This is a genomic window from Shewanella sp. 10N.286.51.B2 (genome assembly GCF_041469265.1).
GTDB lineage: Bacteria > Pseudomonadota > Gammaproteobacteria > Enterobacterales > Shewanellaceae > Shewanella.
In genome coordinates, this window is the sequence record NZ_JBFRKH010000012.1 from 122654 (window position 1) to 143844 (window position 21191).

The 21191-nt window shown below is 41.2% G+C and carries 19 protein-coding genes and 1 pseudogene; 16 read left to right on the forward strand and 4 right to left on the reverse strand.

Features of this window, described 5'->3' with window-relative positions:
- Nucleotides 1-472: 472 nt before the first annotated feature.
- Nucleotides 473-1909, forward strand: a complete 1437-nt coding sequence (locus tag AB4140_RS03290) for a sodium:alanine symporter family protein (RefSeq protein ID WP_076542978.1) — start codon at nucleotides 473-475, stop codon at nucleotides 1907-1909.
- 165 nt (nucleotides 1910-2074) lie between these two features.
- The gene (gene yaaA / locus AB4140_RS03295) at nucleotides 2075-2854 is read left to right on the forward strand and encodes a peroxide stress protein YaaA (protein ID WP_102475624.1); all 780 of its coding nucleotides are present in this window, start codon (nucleotides 2075-2077) and stop codon (nucleotides 2852-2854) included.
- 106 nt (nucleotides 2855-2960) lie between these two features.
- Here yaaA and AB4140_RS03300 read toward each other — a convergent pair whose 3' ends face one another.
- Nucleotides 2961-4397, reverse strand: a complete 1437-nt coding sequence (locus AB4140_RS03300) for a M20/M25/M40 family metallo-hydrolase (RefSeq protein ID WP_102439207.1) — start codon at nucleotides 4395-4397, stop codon at nucleotides 2961-2963.
- Between the two features lie 134 nt (nucleotides 4398-4531).
- Here AB4140_RS03300 and AB4140_RS03305 point away from each other — a divergent pair, with 134 nt between their 5' ends.
- On the forward strand, nucleotides 4532-4828 hold the full coding sequence (locus AB4140_RS03305) for a metalloregulator ArsR/SmtB family transcription factor (RefSeq protein ID WP_076542961.1): 297 nt from the start codon (nucleotides 4532-4534) through the stop codon (nucleotides 4826-4828).
- Nucleotides 4829-5057: 229 nt separating this feature from the next.
- Here the strand turns inward: AB4140_RS03305 and rpsT are convergent, their stop codons facing one another.
- On the reverse strand, nucleotides 5058-5324 hold the full coding sequence (gene rpsT, locus AB4140_RS03310) for a 30S ribosomal protein S20 (RefSeq protein ID WP_076542960.1): 267 nt from the start codon (nucleotides 5322-5324) through the stop codon (nucleotides 5058-5060).
- 256 nt (nucleotides 5325-5580) lie between these two features.
- On the opposite strand from rpsT, the gene murJ reads away from it, so the two are divergent.
- The 12 genes from murJ (at nucleotide 5581) to AB4140_RS03370 (ending at nucleotide 19409) form a co-directional block, all read left to right on the forward strand.
- The gene (gene murJ / locus AB4140_RS03315) at nucleotides 5581-7140 is read left to right on the forward strand and encodes a murein biosynthesis integral membrane protein MurJ (RefSeq protein WP_371999774.1); all 1560 of its coding nucleotides are present in this window, start codon (nucleotides 5581-5583) and stop codon (nucleotides 7138-7140) included.
- A gap of 64 nt (nucleotides 7141-7204) precedes the next feature.
- Nucleotides 7205-8140 (forward strand): bifunctional riboflavin kinase/FAD synthetase, encoded by a 936-nt coding sequence (gene ribF, locus AB4140_RS03320; protein WP_102439205.1) that lies wholly within the window; start codon nucleotides 7205-7207, stop codon nucleotides 8138-8140.
- 32 nt (nucleotides 8141-8172) lie between these two features.
- Complete coding sequence (gene ileS / locus AB4140_RS03325) at nucleotides 8173-10995, forward strand: isoleucine--tRNA ligase (protein WP_371999776.1); 2823 nt, start codon at nucleotides 8173-8175, stop codon at nucleotides 10993-10995.
- Between the two features lie 12 nt (nucleotides 10996-11007).
- Entirely contained in the window at nucleotides 11008-11505 is a 498-nt protein-coding gene (lspA, locus tag AB4140_RS03330; RefSeq protein ID WP_076542956.1) for a signal peptidase II, read from the forward strand.
- A gap of 10 nt (nucleotides 11506-11515) precedes the next feature.
- The gene (gene fkpB, locus AB4140_RS03335; RefSeq protein ID WP_277869342.1) at nucleotides 11516-11947 is read left to right on the forward strand and encodes an FKBP-type peptidyl-prolyl cis-trans isomerase; all 432 of its coding nucleotides are present in this window, start codon (nucleotides 11516-11518) and stop codon (nucleotides 11945-11947) included.
- 31 nt (nucleotides 11948-11978) lie between these two features.
- On the forward strand, nucleotides 11979-12908 hold the full coding sequence (ispH, locus tag AB4140_RS03340) for a 4-hydroxy-3-methylbut-2-enyl diphosphate reductase (RefSeq protein WP_198589266.1): 930 nt from the start codon (nucleotides 11979-11981) through the stop codon (nucleotides 12906-12908).
- Between the two features lie 272 nt (nucleotides 12909-13180).
- Nucleotides 13181-13699 (forward strand): type IV pilus modification protein PilV, encoded by a 519-nt coding sequence (gene pilV, locus AB4140_RS03345; protein ID WP_371999779.1) that lies wholly within the window; start codon nucleotides 13181-13183, stop codon nucleotides 13697-13699.
- On the forward strand, nucleotides 13700-14692 hold the full coding sequence (locus AB4140_RS03350) for a PilW family protein (protein ID WP_371999781.1): 993 nt from the start codon (nucleotides 13700-13702) through the stop codon (nucleotides 14690-14692).
- Between the two features lie 13 nt (nucleotides 14693-14705).
- Nucleotides 14706-15134: a PilX N-terminal domain-containing pilus assembly protein gene (locus tag AB4140_RS03355; protein ID WP_371999783.1), complete on the forward strand. Its 429-nt coding sequence runs from the start codon at nucleotides 14706-14708 to the stop codon at nucleotides 15132-15134.
- Between the two features lie 58 nt (nucleotides 15135-15192).
- Nucleotides 15193-18708: a pilus assembly protein gene (locus AB4140_RS03360; protein ID WP_371999785.1), complete on the forward strand. Its 3516-nt coding sequence runs from the start codon at nucleotides 15193-15195 to the stop codon at nucleotides 18706-18708.
- Between the two features lie 6 nt (nucleotides 18709-18714).
- Nucleotides 18715-19113, forward strand: coding sequence for a type IV pilin protein (locus AB4140_RS03365; RefSeq protein WP_371999787.1), 399 nt, complete (start codon nucleotides 18715-18717; stop codon nucleotides 19111-19113).
- Nucleotides 19110-19409: a TapY2 family type IVa secretion system protein gene (locus AB4140_RS03370; RefSeq protein ID WP_371999789.1), complete on the forward strand. Its 300-nt coding sequence runs from the start codon at nucleotides 19110-19112 to the stop codon at nucleotides 19407-19409. Before AB4140_RS03365 ends, AB4140_RS03370 begins: the two co-directional genes overlap by 4 nt.
- An 80-nt stretch (nucleotides 19410-19489) precedes the next feature.
- On the opposite strand, the gene AB4140_RS03375 is transcribed toward AB4140_RS03370, so the two are convergent.
- Nucleotides 19490-19990 carry a GspH/FimT family pseudopilin gene (locus tag AB4140_RS03375; RefSeq protein ID WP_371999791.1) on the reverse strand — a complete coding sequence of 167 codons (501 nt, stop codon included), beginning with the start codon at nucleotides 19988-19990 and terminating at the stop codon, nucleotides 19490-19492.
- Between the two features lie 124 nt (nucleotides 19991-20114).
- Nucleotides 20115-20639, reverse strand: a complete 525-nt coding sequence (locus AB4140_RS03380) for a GspH/FimT family pseudopilin (protein WP_371999793.1) — start codon at nucleotides 20637-20639, stop codon at nucleotides 20115-20117.
- A 145-nt stretch (nucleotides 20640-20784) separates the two neighbouring features.
- Here AB4140_RS03380 and AB4140_RS03385 point away from each other — a divergent pair.
- A pseudogene (locus AB4140_RS03385) lies at nucleotides 20785-21048 on the forward strand (transposase); the annotation flags it as partial.
- Between the last annotated feature and the right edge of the window lie 143 nt (nucleotides 21049-21191).

A 21191-nucleotide genomic window follows, 5' to 3' on the forward strand; every position in this document is an offset into this window, starting at 1 on the left:
AAAAATCATTAATAAAATGATGTTAGGTTAAGAAATTGTTGAGTCACTTGGTGTTAGGCGATTTGCAATTGTTATTCTAGATGGGGCTTTAGGCGGCTATTTAAATAAATGTGATCACTATCACCTATGTTTGAAGTTTTTCTATGCTAGTTTTTTCTCGCATTTTTTTGAGAACACCTATAACTAAGCGATAAGTGGTAAAGAGTGGTAATGTTTGCTGGGCTTTACTGGTTAAAGTCAGTAAAGTTAACTTGAATAATGCTAAATAATAATTAACTAATATATTCGCTCACTGAATTTAATAAACAGTAACAGCTTGGCTATTTACGAATACATGCTGAGGCTGCGAACTTAGATTTTGATGAGCTCATTATAATAATTCGATAATTTTATTTTGTCTGAAGGTGTTGCTCGGTTTAAGCATATTTTTACAAAATAAAGTTATTCCAAGGAATAGATTAAGCAAATGGCAATGTTAGAAACAATTGTTGGTTTCATGAACAATTTACTCTGGGGTAAATTGTTAGTTTATGGGCTGGTAGGCGCAGGTATCTTTTTTACTGTTCGTCTTGGCTGTATTCAAATTACTCATTTCGTACACGGCGTTAAAGTATTAGCGATTAGCCGCCGCCCTGGTAAGCATGGCTTATCTTCATTTCAAGTTTTTTGTACCAGTATGGCTGCCCGTGTCGGAGCCGGAAATATGGCTGGTGTTGCGGTTGCAATCGGTGCCGCAGGTCCTGGGGCAGTATTTTGGATGTGGGCCATTGCCATGCTCGGTATGGCGACGGCAATGATCGAGTCAACGTTAGCGCAAGTTTATAAAGTTAAAGACGTTGACGGGCAGTATCGTGGTGGCCCTTCATATTATATGGAAAAAGGCCTTGGCCAACGCTGGATGGGGATTCTATTTTCAATCCTACTGATTATTTGTTTTGGCTTAGTGTTTAATGCTGTTCAAGCAAATACTATCTCTGGTGCAATGACTGCCGTATTTGATTTAAATCCAATTTATGTCGGTCTTGGGATTGCGCTATTGAGTGGCCTCGTGATTATGGGCGGTCTTAAAAAGGTCGCTAGAGTGTCAGAAATTATCGTTCCGATTATGGCATTAGCCTACATTGCGATTGCCTTGGTTGTTGTTTTAATGAATGTTGAGCAATTGCCTGCCGTATTTATGTTGGTGATTAACAGTGCATTTGGCTGGCAAGAGGCCGCTGCTGGTGGTGTAGCATACAGTGTTGCTCAAGCAATGCAGGCGGGTATTGCTCGCGGCTTGTTCTCTAATGAAGCAGGTATGGGTAGTGCCGCCAATATTGCAGCAAGTGCTTCACCGAATCCTAATCACCCAGCGTCACAAGGTTTTGTGCAAATGATGGGTGTGTTTGTGGACACTATTGTTATCTGTACTGCTACTGCGGCAATTATCTTATTGTCTGGTGATGGTGGCGGCTCTGGTGATGGTATTGCAAGAACCATTAATGCATTAACGCATCATGTGGGTGACTGGGGTGGGGCATTTATTGCCTTTGCTATTTTACTTTTCTGTTTCACGTCAATTATTGCTAACTATTCGTATGCAGAAACTAACGTGATGTTTCTATCTGGCAATAAAAAAGGTGCACTACCAATCTTCCGTATCGCAGTATTAGGTATGGTTATGTTTGGCGCAGTGGCTAAGATTGGCATCGTTTGGGATTTAGCCGACGTTTCTATGGGCTTGATGGCGTTAGTTAATATGATTGCCCTGCTGTTATTGTCAGGTTTAGCGGTGAGAATTATTAATGATTACCGCCAACAAGTTAATAAGGGTGAAGATCCTGTATTTGATACGACTAAGTTCCCAGAGCTTGAAGGTCAGATAGAAGATGGGATTTGGATCAATAAAGAAGTTGAAGTGACCAAGTAACTCACTTTACTTAATCGCGAATGTTAATTGCAGATTAATCAAATCTGAAAAAAGCATTTAGCACAATCTAAAAAACCATGCAGTAATTGCATGGTTTTTTTTATGAAGCTCAGTATGATAGATAGCATGAATTAGAGTCCATTTTATAAAATAGGATTATCAGCAATGCTAGTATTAGTTTCTCCTGCCAAAACACTTGATTTTGAAACGCCTGCATCAACCAAGAAGTTTACTCAACCGACTTTGCTAGATTACAGCCAACAATTGATTGACGTATGTCGTGAATTGACGCCAATGGATATTGCCTCTTTAATGAAAGTGAGCGATAAAATAGCAGGTTTGAATGCGGCTCGATTTGCACAGTGGCAACCACGTTTTACTCTAGATAATGCCAAGCAAGCTATGTTTGCCTTTAGGGGCGATGTATATACCGGCCTTGATGCTGACTCACTGTCTGATATGGAAATCGATAAGGCTCAAAAGCACCTACGAATTTTATCTGGTTTGTATGGCTTACTGAAGCCGCTGGATTTGATGCAAGCCTACCGTTTAGAAATGGGCACCAGCTTGGTAAACCCCGCAGGTAAAAGTCTTTATGCATTTTGGGGCGAGACAATCACCAATGAAGTTAACGCAGCTGTTGCTAATCAAAGCGATGATATCGTCATTAATTTAGCCTCAAATGAGTATTTTAAAGCGGTTAAACCCAAACTACTTAAGGCCACTTTAATCACCCCGGTATTTAAAGACTGCAAAAATGGTCAATACAAGGTGATCAGTTTTTATGCCAAAAGAGCCCGCGGCTTGATGGCGCGTTACATTATCCAAAACGATGTGACGTCATTGGCACAATTGCAGCAATTTGACTTAGATGGCTATTATTACAGTGAAGACTTATCGACACCTGCAGCGCCAGTGTTTTTAAGAGAAGAGCAAATTAAGTAACCACTACAAGTTTCAGTGTAATGTAACGGGTAAAAAAATACTTAATAAAAAAGCAGCTAAGGTTTGAACTCCTTAACTGCTTTTTTTGCGATAAAAGGCTGATAGATTATTTCTTATCGGCCTTTTTAGCTAATGGGCGTAAGTTAAGTTCTGATTGCGCCATGATATAAGCAAATTGCGCATAAGCAGCGACATTTTGCGCTAATGCGGTAGGGTCGATTTTATCTAAAGTGTCGTTAGGGGTGTGGTGATAATCAAAGTAATCAGTACCATCTTGTCGAAGGGACGCCACAGGGACACCTAGAGAGGGCATCATAGACACGTCAGGGCCACCAGAAGCGTTATTGTTCCCTAACTTAACCCCGTTGATGGTCATTGAACTGTGCTCAGTTTTAACTTGCTCAAATACGTGTGGATTAACGTTGAAATCAATTTGGTAAATCTTGCCTGCGCCAAAATCAGATTCTGCGGCAATATAATGATTAACCAGCTCGTCAGCATGTTGCTTTGCATAAGCCTTACCGCCAACTAATCCCACTTCTTCTGCGGCATATAATACCACTCGAATGGTTCTCGCTGGTTTTTGAGGTAAATCTTGAATCAATTTCGCCGCTGCAGTCACAATCGCAACGCCTGCACCATCATCAATTGCACCCGTGCCTTCATCCCAAGAGTCAAGGTGAGCGCCAATCAGCACCACTTCTTCAGCCTTACTACTGCCAGTTACCTCGGCAATAACATTGTAGGATGTTGCGACCCCTAAATTCTTTGAAGATAGGTTAAGTGATAAGCTGATGTTCTTATCCCTTTTTAACATAGCATTAATCATATCAGCATCTGGTGCAGACAATGCAGCAGCTGGAATTTTTGCCACTCCATCTTTGTAACGCATCATGCCGGTATGGGCCATGCGGTCATGATCGGTACCTATTGAGCGAATGACCACAGCGACAGCGCCTTTTTCTGCTGCAGCAACCGCGCCTCTTGAGCGGCCGCCAACAGACTGACCATAGCCTTTACCACTAATATGGCGCTCGGTTTTATGATCAATAAAGACAATTTTGCCTTCGACTAATGCTGGATCGGCGACTTGTAGTGCAGCAAGGGTGTCAAAGCGCACTATCTGGGCTTGTAAACCTGACTCAGGCGTTGCCACGCTGCCACCTAGAGCGCTAATGACCAGCGGTTGCTCAAACGGTGAGACGATTGATGCCTGAGCATGGCCTCGTGACCAAGCTGGGACTTGGACAGATTCCTTATAGACCTTATCAAAACCTAAGCTTTTGAGTTTATTCATCGCCCATTCGACTGCGATGAGATCTTTCTCGGAACCGGCGAGTCGAGGGCCGACTTCCACTGTCAATGATTCAACAATGTCATAACCTAAAGTAGAAGATAACGCCTTTGTGGCTAGTTGCTGGCTAATTACATCGTTAGCAGACTGTGGTAATTGTGTTACTTGGGTATCATTTGTCTGGCTTTGACAGCCTGATATAGCGGCTAAAACTATCCCTGTAAAAATTGATTTCTTATAGTTTTTCATGAGTTTCCTTCATTTTTATTAGCTAAGTCTCATTTTTAAAAACAATCTACCAAAAAGTGTGCTTCATGTCGCTGCCCGATTTGTTAGGGAAGGCTATATTAGTCTCAGTGATGATTAAGGAGAGCTAACGCGTGATGAATATAGAAATGATGCAGCAGCGAGCAGATCATGCTGTGGTAATGCTAAAGGCACTGGCAAATGAACGCCGTTTATTTATTTTGTGCCATTTGCTGAATGAAGGTGAAATGTGTGTCGGTGAGATGAATAAAAAACTAGGTCTAAGCCAATCTGCGTTATCGCAGCATTTAGCTTGGCTGAGAAAAGACAATCTCGTTTGTACACGTAAAGAAGCGCAAACTGTGTTTTATTCACTTAAAAGTGATGAAGTTCGTGAGCTAATAAAAGTATTGGATAATTTATACTGCCATTAATGGCAATAATTTTGATACCTATAACGTCTTAACAATATCTTGCTACTGATGACAGTAAGATCGAGTTAAGGCGTTTTTTTATGTCTTAAATATGGATTTGATATTTAGCGCAAAAATGTCCGTAAAAGCTTGAAGGCTGGGCAAGTGGAGAGAGTATTTTTGTGAGTTATTTTATTGCAGATATAAAAAAACCGACCTAAGTCGGTTTTTGTAATATAAATCGCTAAAATTAAGCAGCTAGTGCTTTGATTTTTGCGTTTATACGTGCCTTTTGACGAGCAGCTTTATTCTTGTGAATAAGGCCTTTAGTCGCCATACGGTCAACAATTGGTTGTGCTGCTGCGAATGCTTCGGTAGCCGCTTTGTGGTCACCGCTCTGGATAGCAGCGATAACTCTTTTAACGTATGTACGTAACATTGAACGACGACTAGCGTTATGCTGACGACGTTTTTCAGACTGAAGCGCGCGCTTCTTTGCAGACTTGCTATTAGCCAAGGTGCAACTCCTAAAACTGGGTTTAATACTTTGAGGGCGAGGAATATGCCTGCTTTTATTCATTTTGTCAATGAATATGATAGAAATAACGTCGAAAAGACAAATAAAACTACCTGGCTCGGTTATCTTCAACCCAACTCGTGTAAGATGTGGCGCAATTCTATCAGTTCTTATACCCCATAGACAGCATTAGAATCGAAAATTTGAGATATATCAGACTTAATTTAAACGCTTGTGTGCGGCTTTGGAGTGATGCTTGAGTAAATCGTTATTAAAATCAGGTGCTATCGTCAGTGTTATGACCTTGATATCTCGGGTGCTTGGCTTGGTTAGAGATGTAGTCATTGCCAACTTAATGGGTGCAGGTAGTAGTGCCGATGTGTTTATCTTTGCCAATAAAATTCCCAATTTTTTACGTCGATTATTTGCTGAAGGTGCTTTCGCACAGGCATTCGTGCCGGTGTTGACAGAATACCAACAAAACAAAACCCCAGCTGAAACCCGTGAGCTTATAGGTAAAGTGGCCGGTACTTTGGGCGGCATAGTGAGCGTTGTAACCTTAATTGGTGTTATCGGCTCACCGATACTTGCTGCATTATTTGCTGGTGGCTGGTTTTATGATTGGATGAACGATGGGCCGGATGCGGCAAAGTTTGAACTTGCCTCTATGATGCTCAAAATTACCTTCCCTTATTTATGGTTTATTACCTTAACCGCACTGGCTGGCTCAATATTAAATACCCGCAGTAAGTTTGCAGTTTCTGCCTTTACGCCGGTATTTTTGAATATTACCATTATTATTGCCGCTTTAGTGTTTGCCCCCAAGATGGAACAACCTGAAATCGCTTTAGCTTTAGGGGTGTTTTTTGGTGGTTTAGTGCAGTTTTTGTTTCAAATTCCGTTTTTACTACGTGAAAATGCCTTAGTAAAACCGTCATGGGGCTGGAACCACAGTGGGGTCGTGAAAATCAGAACCTTAATGATCCCTGCATTATTTGGCGTTTCTGTTTCGCAAATCAATTTACTGTTCGATACCTTTATTGCCAGTTTTTTAATGACAGGCTCTATTAGTTGGCTTTACTACTCAGACCGCTTACTTGAGTTCCCTTTAGGATTGTTTGGTATTGCCATTGCGACGGTTATTTTGCCAGCTTTATCTAGAAAGCATATTGATGATAAAGGCAGTGGTTTTAGTGACACTATGGACTGGGGAGTAAGAGCCATTTTATTATTGGGCATGCCAGCCATGCTGGGATTAATCATTCTTGCTCAGCCGATGTTAATGGTGCTTTTTATGCGCGGCGCATTTACAGTATCTGATGTTGAGATGGCATCGTACAGTTTAGTGGCTTATGGTTGTGGCTTACTGAGTTTTATGATGATTAAAGTATTGGCGCCGGGGTATTACTCACGCCAAGATACTAAAACCCCAGTTAAATTCGGTATTATCGCCATGGTAAGCAATATGGTGTTCAATATCATTTTTGCCATTCCATTTGGCTACGTAGGACTTGCAATTGCCACTTCTATGTCAGCCTTTCTTAATGCCGGCCTGTTATATCGAGGCTTACACCTAGCTGGTGTCTATAAAGTCAATCGTTCAACCATGGTATTTTTCGCTAAAGTGGTCATTGCGACACTCGTGATGGCAGCGCTTTTAGTTTACTTATTACCAGAGCAGCAAATGTGGTTAGATATGGCAATGCAAGTTAAGGTTTACAGCCTGTTAAAACTCATCATATTAGGTGCATTAGCCTATTTATTCAGCTTAGTGCTAATGGGGCTAAAACCTTGGACAATGAAACGTCGATCATGAATGCTGATTATCCATTCTATCTAGTATATAATCAGCCGATTTACAGTAGCAGTTGTTTGGCGTAATGGAACTAATTCGCGGTATACATAATATTTTACCTTCGCATAATGGATGCGTGCTCACTATTGGTAACTTTGATGGTGTGCATCGTGGTCATGCGCAAGTGATTAATAATTTAGTTAATAAAGCTAAACACTTTCAGCTACCTGCTGTAGTAATGACCTTTGAGCCACAACCGCAAGAGTTATTTCGCCAACAAGATGCCCCTGCAAGAATTAGCTTATTAAGAGATAAAATTAGTTTGCTAGAAGAGCTCAATATTGATCGTCTTCTGTGTGCTAATTTTAATACTCGTTTTGCTAATCAACCGGCAGAGCAATTTATTGAAGATTTATTAGTCAATAAATTAGGGGTGAAGTATCTAGTGGTTGGTGATGATTTTTGTTTTGGTAAAAACAGAACTGGCACCTTTGATATGTTACTTGAAGCGGGTAAAAAGTTCGGTTTTACTGTGGTCAGTACCCAAAGCTTTATCTTAGGTTCGACCAGAGTGAGCTCCACTGCGGTTCGTGAGCAGTTAGCATTAGGGAACTTAGAGCAAGCAAGGCGTTTACTCGGGCACCCAGTGTTACTGTCAGGTAAAGTGGCCCACGGCCAAAAAATTGGGCGAACCATTGGTTTTCCAACTGCCAACATTGCATTAAAGCGCAAAGTATCACCTGTTAGAGGGGTGTTTGCGGTAAAAATGTATTGGGATGGCAGTGATATTTATGAAGGCGTTGCTAATGTTGGTTTTAGGCCAACTGTTGAAGGGCAAGTCTGTCAATTAGAAGTGCACTTATTCGACTACTCTGGTGACTTATACGGTAAAAGAGTGGAAGTTGAATTAGTGGCAAAAATCCGTGATGAACATCCGTTCGAGTCACTGGATGCGTTAAAAAAACAAATTTTGAATGATGTAAATGAAGCAAAAGCTTTATTTAGCAATGATGCAGGTTGAGATTAATCAGCCCAAATAATGGTATAGGATCAATGACCGACTATAAATCTACTTTGAATTTGCCGGAAACCGATTTTCCGATGCGCGGTAATCTGGCTAATCGTGAGCCAGCTATGTTAGACCGTTGGACTCAAGACGAACTTTATCAAAAAATTCGTGACAGTCGAATTGGTCGCAAACCGTTTATTTTGCATGACGGCCCCCCGTATGCGAATGGCAATATCCATATTGGTCACTCGGTAAACAAAATATTAAAAGATATCATTGTTAAGTCTAAAACAATGGCAGGTTTTGATGCGCCTTATATTCCTGGATGGGATTGTCACGGCTTACCAATTGAATTAATGGTAGAGAAAAAAGTTGGCAAACCAGGTCAAAAGATTTCAGCTGCTGATTTTCGCGAAGAATGCCGTAAATACGCCGCTAAGCAAGTTGACGGTCAACGTGAAGACTTTATTCGTTTAGGTGTATTTGGTGATTGGCATAATCCTTACTTAACCATGGATTACAGCACTGAAGCTAACATCGTACGTTCTTTATCTAAAGTGATTGAAAGCGGTCACCTGCACAAAGGTGTTAAACCTGTTCATTGGTGTACTGACTGTGGTTCCGCGTTAGCAGAAGCAGAAGTTGAATACGAAGATAAAACCTCACCCGCTATTGATGTGGCATTTAATGCCGTTGATAGCGCAGCGGTTGCAGCGAAATTTGGCGTTGAAGGTTACACAAACACGGTTTCAGCGGTTATTTGGACCACGACGCCTTGGACTATCCCTGCTAACCGTGCATTATCATTAAGCCCAGAGCTTGATTACAGCCTAGTTGAGCTCGTTAAAGATGGCGTAACTAAAACCGTTATTTTAGCTGAAGTGCTAGTTGAAGGCTGTTTAACCCGCTTTGAAGCTGAGTCACATCAGGTTATCGGTATTACAAAAGGCGCTGAGCTTGAGCTAATGCGTTTCAAGCATCCTCTTTCTGCATTTGATGTGCCTGCCATTCTTGGTGACCACGTAACAACTGAAGCTGGTACTGGCGTAGTTCATACTGCACCAGGTCATGGTCAAGACGATTTCGTGGTTGGTCAAAAGTACGGCTTAGAAGTCGCAAACCCTGTTGGTGACAATGGTGTCTATAAAGCTGACACTGAGTTTTTTGCTGGTCAACACGTATTCAAAGCCAATAAGAGTGTTGTTGATTTATTAGAAGAGAAAGGCCAGCTGTTGTGTCATGTGGCATATCGTCACAGCTACCCACATTGCTGGAGACACAAAACGCCCATTATCTTCCGTGCAACGCCACAATGGTTTATCTCAATGGATAACCATGGCTTGCGTAAGCAGGCGTTATCTGAAATTGAACAAACGCAGTGGATCCCTGACTGGGGCCAAAGCCGTATTGAAAAAATGGTTGAGAACCGTCCTGACTGGTGTATTTCACGCCAACGTACCTGGGGCGTACCAATCACGTTATTAGTGAACCGTGAAACTGAAGAATTACACCCTGATAGCGTTTCTATCATGGAGCGCGTTGCGCACCGTATCGAGCAACAAGGTATTCAAGCTTGGTGGGATCTTGAGATCAGTGAACTGATTGGCGATGAAGCCGATCAATACCGTAAAGTGACTGATACTTTAGATGTTTGGTATGACTCAGGTTCTACTTTCTCATCAGTTGTTGCATCACGCCCTGAATTCCAAGGCCACGAGATTGACTTATACCTTGAAGGTAGCGATCAGCATCGCGGCTGGTTCATGTCTTCATTGATGATTTCAACGGCAATGAATGGTAAAGCACCTTACAAGCAAGTACTAACACACGGTTTCACCGTTGATGGTAAAGGCCGTAAGATGTCTAAATCAGTAGGTAACGTGATTGCACCGCTACAAGTTATTAATAAGCTTGGCGCTGACATCTTACGCTTATGGGTTGCAGCAACTGATTACAGTGGTGAGATGACGGTTTCTGATGAAATCTTAAATCGCAGCGCTGATTCATATCGCCGTATTCGTAACACCGCGCGCTTTTTACTTGCTAACTTAAGTGGCTTTAATCCAGAAACGGATATGATTGCTACTGAAGATATGGTGTCACTGGATCGCTGGGCAGTACGCCGCGCTGCAGCACTACAAGAAGAAATCATTGAAGCTTACGAGCAATATAATTTCCACTTAGTGACCCAAAAACTAATGCAGTTCTGTTCTGTTGAGCTTGGTAGCTTCTACTTAGATATCATTAAAGATCGCCAGTATACTGCTAAATCAGATAGTCACGCTCGTCGTAGTTGCCAAACTGCTTTATACCATATTGCTGAAGCAATGGTACGTTGGATTGCACCAATCTTAAGCTTTACCGCTGATGAAATCTGGCAGCTACTTCCTGGTGAACGTGAGCAATACGTGTTTACTCAAGAATGGTACCAAGGCCTAGAGTCAGTGACCTTAGCTGACGATTTAAATGATGAATACTGGCAGCAACTTTTAGCTGTTCGTAACGAAGTCAATAAAGTATTAGAGCAAGCCCGTCGTGATAAGCGTATTGGTGGCTCACTGCAAGCTGAAGCGACTTTATATGCTGATGAAGAGTTAGCGGCAAAACTGGCTCAAGTGAATGATGAGCTACGTTTTGTATTGTTAACATCTAAAGCGATTGTTGCCCCATTAAGTGATGCGCCAGCTGATGCAATTGAAACAGAGCTTGCTGCATTAAAGCTTGTTGTTGCAGCAAGTGAAGCCCAGAAGTGTGAGCGTTGCTGGCACTACAGCGAAGATGTTGGCACTGTCGAGTCTCATGCGACATTATGTGGCCGCTGCGTAACTAACATCGAAGGCGATGGCGAACATCGCGACTTTGCATAAAGGACTTGCTTGATGCCACTAACATGGAAAGAAAGCGGCATTCGTTGGTATTGGGTAGCTGTATTGGTATTTATTGCCGATCAGCTATCTAAGCAATGGGTGTTAGCCAATTTTGAGCTGTATGAATCAATACAGCTGTTACCTATTTTTAATTTCACCTATGTGCGTAATTACGGCGCCGCGTTTAGCTTTTTAAGTGAAGCCGGTGGCTGGCAGAGGTGGTTTTTTACCATCATAGCCGTTGGTTTTAGCACACTGCTGACGATATGGCTGCGTAAACAGTCAGCGTCGCTGTGGCGCACCAACCTTGCGTATACGCTCATTATTGGTGGCGCCATTGGTAATTTAGTTGATCGTTTAATGCATGGTTACGTAGTGGACTTTATCGATTTCTATTGGAAAACCAGCCACTATCCAGCATTTAATATTGCTGATTCAGCTATTTTTATCGGTGCAGCATTGATTATTTGGGAAGCGTTTAAACCCGAAACCCAAGCGGCAGAAAGTTAGGGAGTCTATTTTGTCTGAGCAACAACTTGCACGTTCCATAGTGTGTCATATGAATATCATTTTAGAAGATGGCTCAACGGCAGAAAGCACCAAAGCATCAGGAAAACCAGCTCGTTTTAATGTTGGTGATGAGAGCTTAAGCCCTGCATTTGAATCAGAAATTTCAAGCCTGAATAAAGGTGATAAGCACAGCTTTACCTTAGATGCGATTGATACTTTTGGTGAGTCTAATCCTGATGCTGTGCATCATATGGACAGAAGTAAATTCCCTGCTGATATGGCATTAGAACCTGGTGTCATTGTTAGTTTCGGTGGTCCAGGCGGCAGTGAAATCCCAGGTATGGTTCGTGAAGTTGCTGGTGATTCAGTGACTATAGACTTGAATCATCCTCTAGCTGGTCAGAAATTAACTTTCGAACTTGAAGTGGTAGAGGTACTTTAAAATGCTTAAAGTTGATCCTACATCGCCAGAACTGAACATCTTACTGGCAAATCCGCGCGGTTTTTGTGCTGGTGTTGATCGGGCGATTAGCATTGTCGAACGTGCTTTAGAGTTATTTGAACCACCGATTTATGTCCGCCATGAAGTCGTACATAACCGTTACGTGGTACAAAACCTAAAAGACCGCGGCGCTATATTTGTTGATGAGTTAGAGCAAGTGCCTGATAACAGTATTGTGATTTTTAGTGCTCATGGTGTTTCTCAGGCTGTTCGCAAAGAAGCAAAAGTGCGTGGTTTAAAAGTATTTGATGCCACGTGTCCTTTGGTCACTAAAGTGCATCTTCAAGTTACTCGTGCAAGCCGTAAAGGCGTGGAGTGTATTCTGATTGGCCATGAAGGCCATCCAGAGGTTGAAGGCACTATGGGTCAATACGACAACACTGAAGGTGGGGTTTATTTGATTGAATCCCCGGAAGATGTAGCGTCTTTAAAGGTTAATAACCCAGATAACCTATGTTTCGTCACGCAGACCACATTATCAGTTGATGACACGCTAGATATTATTGCGGCCTTGCAACAACGTTTTCCTTCCATTGAAGGGCCGCGTAAAGATGATATTTGTTATGCCACTCAAAATCGTCAAGATGCAGTGCGCAATATGTCATCAGATGCAGACTTAATGATTGTTGTAGGCTCAAAAAATAGCTCTAACTCCAATCGACTGCGTGAACTCGCTGAGAAAACTGGTACAGAAGCCTATTTAGTTGATACCGCTGCCGATGTTGATGAAGCTTGGTTTAAAGATGTAAAAAAAGTAGCAGTGACTGCTGGCGCTTCAGCGCCTGAAGTGCTGGTTCAACAAGTTGTTGACGCAATAGCTAAATTTGAGCCATCGGTAATCACTGAGGTTGAAGGTCGTAAAGAAGATACTGTCTTCGCTGTTCCCGCTGAATTGCGCTAGCACTTAATAAACACGCAAACTAACTAAAAGCTAAAAAACCGTAAATCTGTAAAGGTTTACGGTTTTTTTATATCTGCAACTAATAGACTATACTCTTGAAACAGTCTAAGTTAACGATTTACTTATATTTGGCAAACAACTAGACACCTTTCGGTTACATCTTGCTCAAGTGTAGGTAAACAGATATTATTAACCGCTAAGTGATGGATTTATAAAAAGATAGTGATTTAACATTCGTCAATGTATTGGCAAATAATGGAGATTTGACACTCATGCCTGTTAAAAGGAATGGATTTTCTTTAATAGAAGTTATGGTTTCTCTGGTGATTCTGACTGTAGGGTTAATTGGGATTTTTAATCTTCATATTGTTTCTAAACGAGGTAGTTTTGAATCATTTCAGCAAACCCAAGCTTCATATTATGCCAACGATATAATCAATCGGATGAAATTAAATCCAAGCCAACTGGCAAATTATGCCGGAACTTATAGTGGTGCTCCGGCGGGTACCCCTCCCAATTGCACTACTGCGACCTGTGACACCGCTGACATGCTTGCGTGGGATCTCTATGAATGGCGATCATCTTTTACTGGCGCAGATGAAGTTATTGGCACTCAAAATGTGGGTGGCTTAGACACAGCAACAGCATGCGTTATTGTTAATAATAATACGGTCAATGTGATCATGTCATGGAAAGGGATCCGTAAAACCTCTGATGCAGGTGATACAGATGATTGCGGAACAGCCAATGATAGACGTCGTCTCTATTCTGTACAAACAGTGATTATCTAAATGAATCAACAAAATATATTAAACCTGAGTCAAAAAGGTATGTCCTTAGTTGAACTCATGATTGCCATGGTGATTAGCTTGTTTTTAACTTTGGGTGTTTTTACCATGTTTAGCATGTCATCTTCCAATGTAACGACAACCAGTCAATTTAATCAGCTCCAAGAAAATGGCCGAATTGCACTAGCTATTCTTGAGCGCGATATTAGCCAGTTAGGCTTTTTTGGCGATTTAACCGGCACAGATTTTATTTTAGGTATTAATACTACAATTGAAGGCTTAGTTGCAATTACTGATTGTGAAGGTGCTGGTTTAAATAACGCGACATTACCTAACAGCCAACCGTCTCACTTTAGACGCTTATGGGGCTATGAACAAACATCAAGTGCGACAGAGACATTAACCTGCCTTGGCACTGCCAATGTGAAAATTGGTACCGATGTTATTCAGATTAAGCGTTTTGTTGGCCCCAGTATACCACCTGCACCGGCTAATCAAGGTGATATATATGTTTCTGCTAATACGAGTGAAGCCGTGTTTTATAAAGGCGCTGCTCCTGCTAAAACATTAACTAACGCCCGAGAGTGGCAATATCAGCACCATGTTTATTATATTGCTGATGATGCCGATAGTATCCCTTTACTGCGAAGAGTCACGCTGACAGAGAATGGCATGACAAATAGAGAGCAGTTGGTTGAGGGTATTGAGAATGTCCGTTACTTATATGGCTTTGATGATGATGGCGATAGTACGCCTGATTCTTACTTAGCGGAGTCAGATGTGTTATCAAATATGTGGGATAACGAATCGTTTCAGCGTTTAGTCGCAGTGAAAATTTTTATTCTAGTTCGCTCTATTCAGGCGGATAGAAGTTATACCAATGAAACAACTTATCAATTAGGCGATAAAGAGATAACCGCTCCGAATGATAATTTTAGACGTAAAGTTATGTCAACAACTGTGGTATTGGAAAATCCAGTACTCATTCGTAATTAGGTGAAATCTTGTGATGAAAAAACAGCAAGGAATCGTATTATTTTTCTCGCTCATAGTATTAATTATTATGACCGTGATAGGGGTCGCGCTGGCCGTTAATTCAACCCAATCATTAAGAATGGCAGGGGCCGGAGCTGAAAGAATCGAAGCTAAAGCTGTTGCTGATGGGGGCTTGGCACAAGTTATTGATAATTACTCTGGTGCGCCTTTTGCCAACTTACTGGACGTAACTGATGAAGCAGAATTTGAAGCTACACAGAAACTTACTCCGCTACCTGAAGGAGCGGTTAAGGATGTTGCTTGTCAACGGACTTCAAGAGCGTCAGGGGCAAATTTAATTAGTTGCCGTAGAGTACAGATTACCAGCACAGTTTCATATGGGCGAGGTGGTCTAGGCTCTCTGACAGTTGCATCAGGTGTAGAGCAGCAAGTGCTGCCGTAGATGAATAGCTTCAGTTATAACAGTGATGAGCAGGATAAGCTTACAGGAAACTAATATTATGTTTAATAAAATAGTCATAGCTATACTAACCGCATCAACCATTATTTCAGCATTTACTTTTGCGGATGATACTGAGCTGTATCTGGTTAATTCAAGTGTAAAATCCGGCAAGCGTCCGCAGGTTTTATTCATTTTTGATAATTCTGGCAGTATGGGGACTGAAGATCAAGACACGGTATCTCCATATTGCTCCGCTGAAAAGAAAGCTAATGAAGATTGCAGTTATGCTGATGGATTCGAGACTTATTTAAATAGTTACTCTGGTTACATTAATGACAAAGGCCTGTATTGGACCACCGATGGTCTTGATAATGCCAGTGCACCGACACCAGATGACGCAAATGATGCACGTAGGTTTTATGCAGCTAACAACAACTGTAATAGCTCTATTGCAATTTTAGAAGAAAGAGGGCGCTACACCGGCTATTTGTATGAATACAAGTCGAAAGGTAATACCGGAAGTTGGGTTTCACTAGCCGAAAATAATGGCTTTAATCAAGGTCAGATTGTCGATTGTCTTCAAGATATAACAGAAAAAGATGCTTTAAATCCAGGGGAAGAAAAACAAGGCAATAAATATACTCCATATGATGCTGGATTCCCTATTCATAACGAGATGTATACAGATAGTCAAGAAAACAGTGAACAGATAATGGCCGCGGTTCCTGCTGAGCCCATTACCTTGTATACAGCTCATTATCTAGTTTGGTATAAATGGGTTACTACCACTACAGAAGGACAAAATAGTGGAGGTACGGGGTCTCGTATGAGTGTCGCTCAGGATGCGTTTGAATCCGCACTCACGGATTTGAATATCCCTATCGATGCAGGTTTAGCCGTATTTAATTTAAACCATCCTGCTGAAGGCGATGCTGATGGCGGTAGAATAGTATTTGCGGTAGAGGAAATGACCTCTGATAATCAAGATAACCTCATAAACACAGTTAATAATTTAGTTCCTTATACCAACACACCACTTTGTGAAACGCTTTTTGAGGCTTATCGCTACTTTAGCGGTGGCCCTGTGACCTTTGGTAACAAGGATAGCGCAGGTGAAGGAAAAGATAAGGATAAAGATTATAATGCGAACTCGCCAGCAAGCATTATTGATTCAGGTAATTACACTTCACCTTTAAAGACATGTCCTGATACAGCCTATGTGATTTATATTACCGATGGCGCGCCCTATAAAGATCGTTCAGCAGATGATTATGTGAAAGCGCTTACTGAAGATGCAGAAATATCTGCCGATTATACAGTTGTGTCTGCATTAAATGGTAAAGGTAAAATAGAAGACAGTTACTTGCCTGCTCTAGCTGCTTACATGGCCAATAATGATGTAGTCCCGGGTGTGTTAGATGCCAAAGGTATAGATCATAAGCAAACGGTAAAGTTATATACTATTGGTTTTTCTGCAGGTGCTGACTCTGCTGCTAAGCTCCTTGAAGAGGCGGCTTTCAGAGCGGGAAGTCCAAGAGAGGATGGTGTTTCAACTGGTTATTTTAGAGCAACTAGTGGTCTATCGCTTCAGGCTGCGATCAGTGACATATTAGTGGATATTCTTGAAATTAATACCTCGTTCACTTCCCCAAGCATTGCCAGTAACAACTTTGATAAAACCCAAACCTATAATTCCGCTTATTTTGCAATGTTTAACCCTGGCGATGGGCCTCGCTGGACAGGTAACCTTAAAAAATTAAAAGTTAATAGTGCCGGTGAAATTGTTGGACCTGGTGGCACAAATAATGCCATTGATACTGACGGTAACATTGCAGATGATACCTGCACTTATTGGAACACGTGTTCGGAAGCCTTGAAAGATGGAAACAACGTTAATGCTGGCGGCGTATTACCTGCTTTAAGGACATCTCTCAAAAACAGAAAAATACTCACTAATAGTGGTGGCCTGACAAGTATTGATGCATCAAGTTTCGCATCGACTTACTCTCAATCTGATTTAGATTGGTTATATGGGGTCGATGTTGATGACGATAACAATAACGATAATGATACTGAAGCCCGTGTTGATGTCATGGGCGATCCATTACATTCAAAACCATTAGCATTAAATTATGGTAGTAGTGACTCCAATTTAGATGTTCGCATCTTAGTTGGGACAAACCAAGGGTTAGTGCATATGTTTAAAGACTCGGATAGCGGCAGTGATGATTTCTCTGTTGGAGAGGTATCAGAGTCTTGGGCTTTCATCCCTCAAGAGTTATGGGGCAACGTGCCTGTATTAAGGGAGAACAATCCTACAGGGGTTCATAGTGTTTATGGAATGGATTTGTCTCCAGTTGCCTATACCGAACTGAATGTTTCAGGTGCACTATCAAAAGCTTGGGCATTTTTTGGAATGCGCCGTGGTGGTTCGTCATATTATGCTTTAGATGTGACTAACCCTGATAATCCTTCATTTAAGTGGCAGTTAACTTCTGGTATGTCAGGTTTTGAAGAATTAGGCCAAACATGGTCTGAACCTGTTGTTACTTTTGTTCCAGGTATAGATAAGCCTGTATTAATATTCGGTGGGGGTATGGGAACCGATGATGGTACAGGTGAGGCTATTTATATCGTTGATGCAGATAATGGGCCACTTGACGGACTAATAAAAACGTTTACAGCAACCGATATGAGTAGCATTGCAGCTAAAGTTGCAATATTAGATAGTAATAATGATGGTGTTACAGATCGGATTTACGCGTCCGATATTAGTGGAAATGTTTGGCGTATGGACATGCCATCAGCTGATAAATCAACTTGGTCTATATTTAAATTCGCGGCCTTAAGCAGCGGTTCTGCACCAGATAATCTGATGTTTTTTGCCGAACCAACTATTGCACAGACTCAATTTAATAATATTCATAGTACTAATGGTGAGATAAGTTATCAAAATATTCCATATGATGCAGTAGCCATTGGTTCTGGAAATCGAACTAATCCATTAGGCACTGTAACTGATGATATGTTCTTTGTACTGCAAGATAGACATGTTGTGACTAATCAGTATGGTACAGGTGGCCTTGATATCCCAGATCCTTTAAATGTTACTGATTTGTATAATGTAACTTCCGCATCTCCAGACACTAAGGAACAACAGTTGGTTTTTGGAGCTAAGCGGGGCTGGTATTATGACTTCACAAATACAGGTGAGAAAAGTTTATCTTCTCCATTGATTTTTGATGGGAATGTATATTTTACCTCTTTTATACCGCCTCAAGAGGGAGAAATCAGTTTTGAGTTGGGTGTTTGTGGATTTGGTGGTCAAGGACGGCTATATGTATTGGGCCTTCAAAAGGGAACCCGAACCTATAGTGAACTCTATTATGATGTAGGTGAGCGGGTTCCCGATACACCTCAAATCATCATACCCAAACCTGAAGATGGGGAAGAGGCTATTGCTTATATTATCGGTGTAGGTAAAGGTGAATGTGTAAATGGTGAATGTAAAGGAACGGCACCTTTAGGAAGCAGTTTAAATACTAATCGAATTTATTACCATATTGAAGAGTAGAGCTAAATGATTAAATCTTGTAACAATGGTTTCACTTTAATCGAAGTGATGATCACAGTCGTTATCGTTGGTATTTTGGCCTCTATTGCTTACCCATCTTATACCAGCTTTATAACCAAAAGTGGCCGCTCTGAAGGGGTTGCTGCCGTCATGCGAGTGGCGAATTTACAAGAGCAGTATTATTTTGACAATCGTGCTTATGCTACAGATATGTCCAAGCTAGGCTTAGATGCAAGCCCGTTTATAACTGAAAGTGGTTACTATAGTGTTGCTTCTACTGGTACCGATAGCTTTACCATTACAGCAACTGCGAAAGGTCGACAAGCGACCCTTGATTCGACATGTACTACGATTACCTTAACAAGTGCAGGGGTCAAAGGCCCGTCATCGGAGTGTTGGAAATGATAAAGCTTATTAGTATTAGTTTCTGTATGTTATCTATGCTAGCAGTAAGCCCTGTAAAGGCAGCTAAGCAAGATTATAAATGTTTTATTACTAGCTCCACTAAAGGTGATGAAGTGGTGTTTTTTCATTGGAATGCTAAAGATGTAAAACTAAAAGCACGGGCTTTAATTGGTAAACAGCGTGCAGATCATAAAGGGAAAAAGTATTTTATTAAGGGTGTTGAAGAGTGTGTACCGTTAGCGCAAGATTTTGCTAGCGAAAAAGCTCAACGGGTTGATAAAAAGACATTAAGATAAGGTAGATTCGTAAAAACCTAGAATAATTCTAGGTTTTTTCTTTTAAGCGTCTATAAATATCTGTAACAGAAGTATTAAATTTACGAACATGATAGCGCATCAACGCCATAAGAGATTAAGCCACTAGTACTGACATTTACGCTCTTTGAATCAGCATCTTTAGCACCAGGACAATAGATAATACTGCCACTGCCTGTATCAACCATGCCTTCAGCGGTAAAGGAAAGGCTGGATGCTGGGCCTTTTACGATATCTTGACTGTTAAAACCATCAATAGCTCTTAATTCATGATTAACATTATTTCCATCGGTGATATAAACGCGAATGCCGTTACTCCAATCTGTAGTCGCACCACAAGTGGTTGCACTAGCAAATGGACATATGTTCACGGTAGCACCGTAGCTAACGGCTTGATTGCGTGCAAAAGCAACGATGTTATGAATCTTGCCAACATTATTGTTTACTCTGACAGATTCATAAACTGATATTAATGAAGGCACACCAACCGTTAATAGTATTGCCGCGACGGCTACTGTGACCATTAGCTCGATAAGCGTAAAACCATTTCTAATTTTTAACATGATTATAATCCTTGTTACATGTTTAATTAGTATAAGTGATAATCTAGTCAATTTCAGTAATTAAAGACTTATCAAGCTTGATTTTAAAAGGGTATTTTCTTAGATACCCCCCATTTTCAGTGTGCTACAGAATTGAGCACTGAATGTTTTTCTTGGTTGAATATCTGGCACGACCTGCTTGATTAATCACGATTGCTTGAGAGTAAGGGTTATCGTGAGCTTCGGGGCAATAAGTTAGGGTACCATTAGTACCTGAAGCTAAACCATCAGGCAAAAAACGTACTCCGTTACGATTATATTGAATGATATCTTCGCGATGAAAAGCGCCAATCTGCTTTAAGAGAATGTCACCAGAGGTAAATTGATTAACGCTGCCTGTATCAACAAAGATGGCGTAGCCATCCTGCCAGTTTTTATGGCATTTTCCATCAACTAATGGGCACACAGTTACCCTTGCACCGTAGTTAATGGCCATGTTTCTGGCAAATTGCAGTGAGTGTTGAATAGTGCTGATATTACTTTTAGCTCTAATTTGAAGTTGAACTGAGTTTAAGGCGGGTACACCAATGGCCAATAATATGCTGGCAACGGTTACTGTTGTCATTAACTCGACTAAATTAAAGCCACGACGATAATAGTGAATATTCATATCTAACAATCCTTGTTTATTAAGTGCTGCATCCTGCAGCGCATATTGAGTATAGACAGGGATTGATTTATTGTGTAACCCTCCCTTAAAATCAGAATGTTTTAAATAGAGTTTTCCATTTACACTAAACCAAATGGAGAATCACATGAAAAAGACACGTTTTACTGAAAGCCAAATCATCAACATCCTCAAAGAAGGCGAGTCTGGCGCATTGACGGTGCCAGAGTTATGCCGCAAACATAATGTGGGTCAAAGTACCTATTACAAATGGAAATCTAAATATGGTGGTATGCAAGCCTCTGATTTAACCCGTATGCGTGAATTAGAAGCCGAGAACGCCAAACTTAAAAAGATGTTTGCTGATGTCAGCTTACAAAACATGGTACTCAAAGACATTGTTGAAAAAAAGCTATAAAGCCAGCAGAGCGGAAGGTGTTAGCCCACTATGCCATTAATGAATTTGGCCTAGGTGTTGTGTTGGCTTGTGATGCGCTAAGCTAAGTATTAGTCGTTGCACATTTTATTACCAACTGCGTATCGATGATAATGACA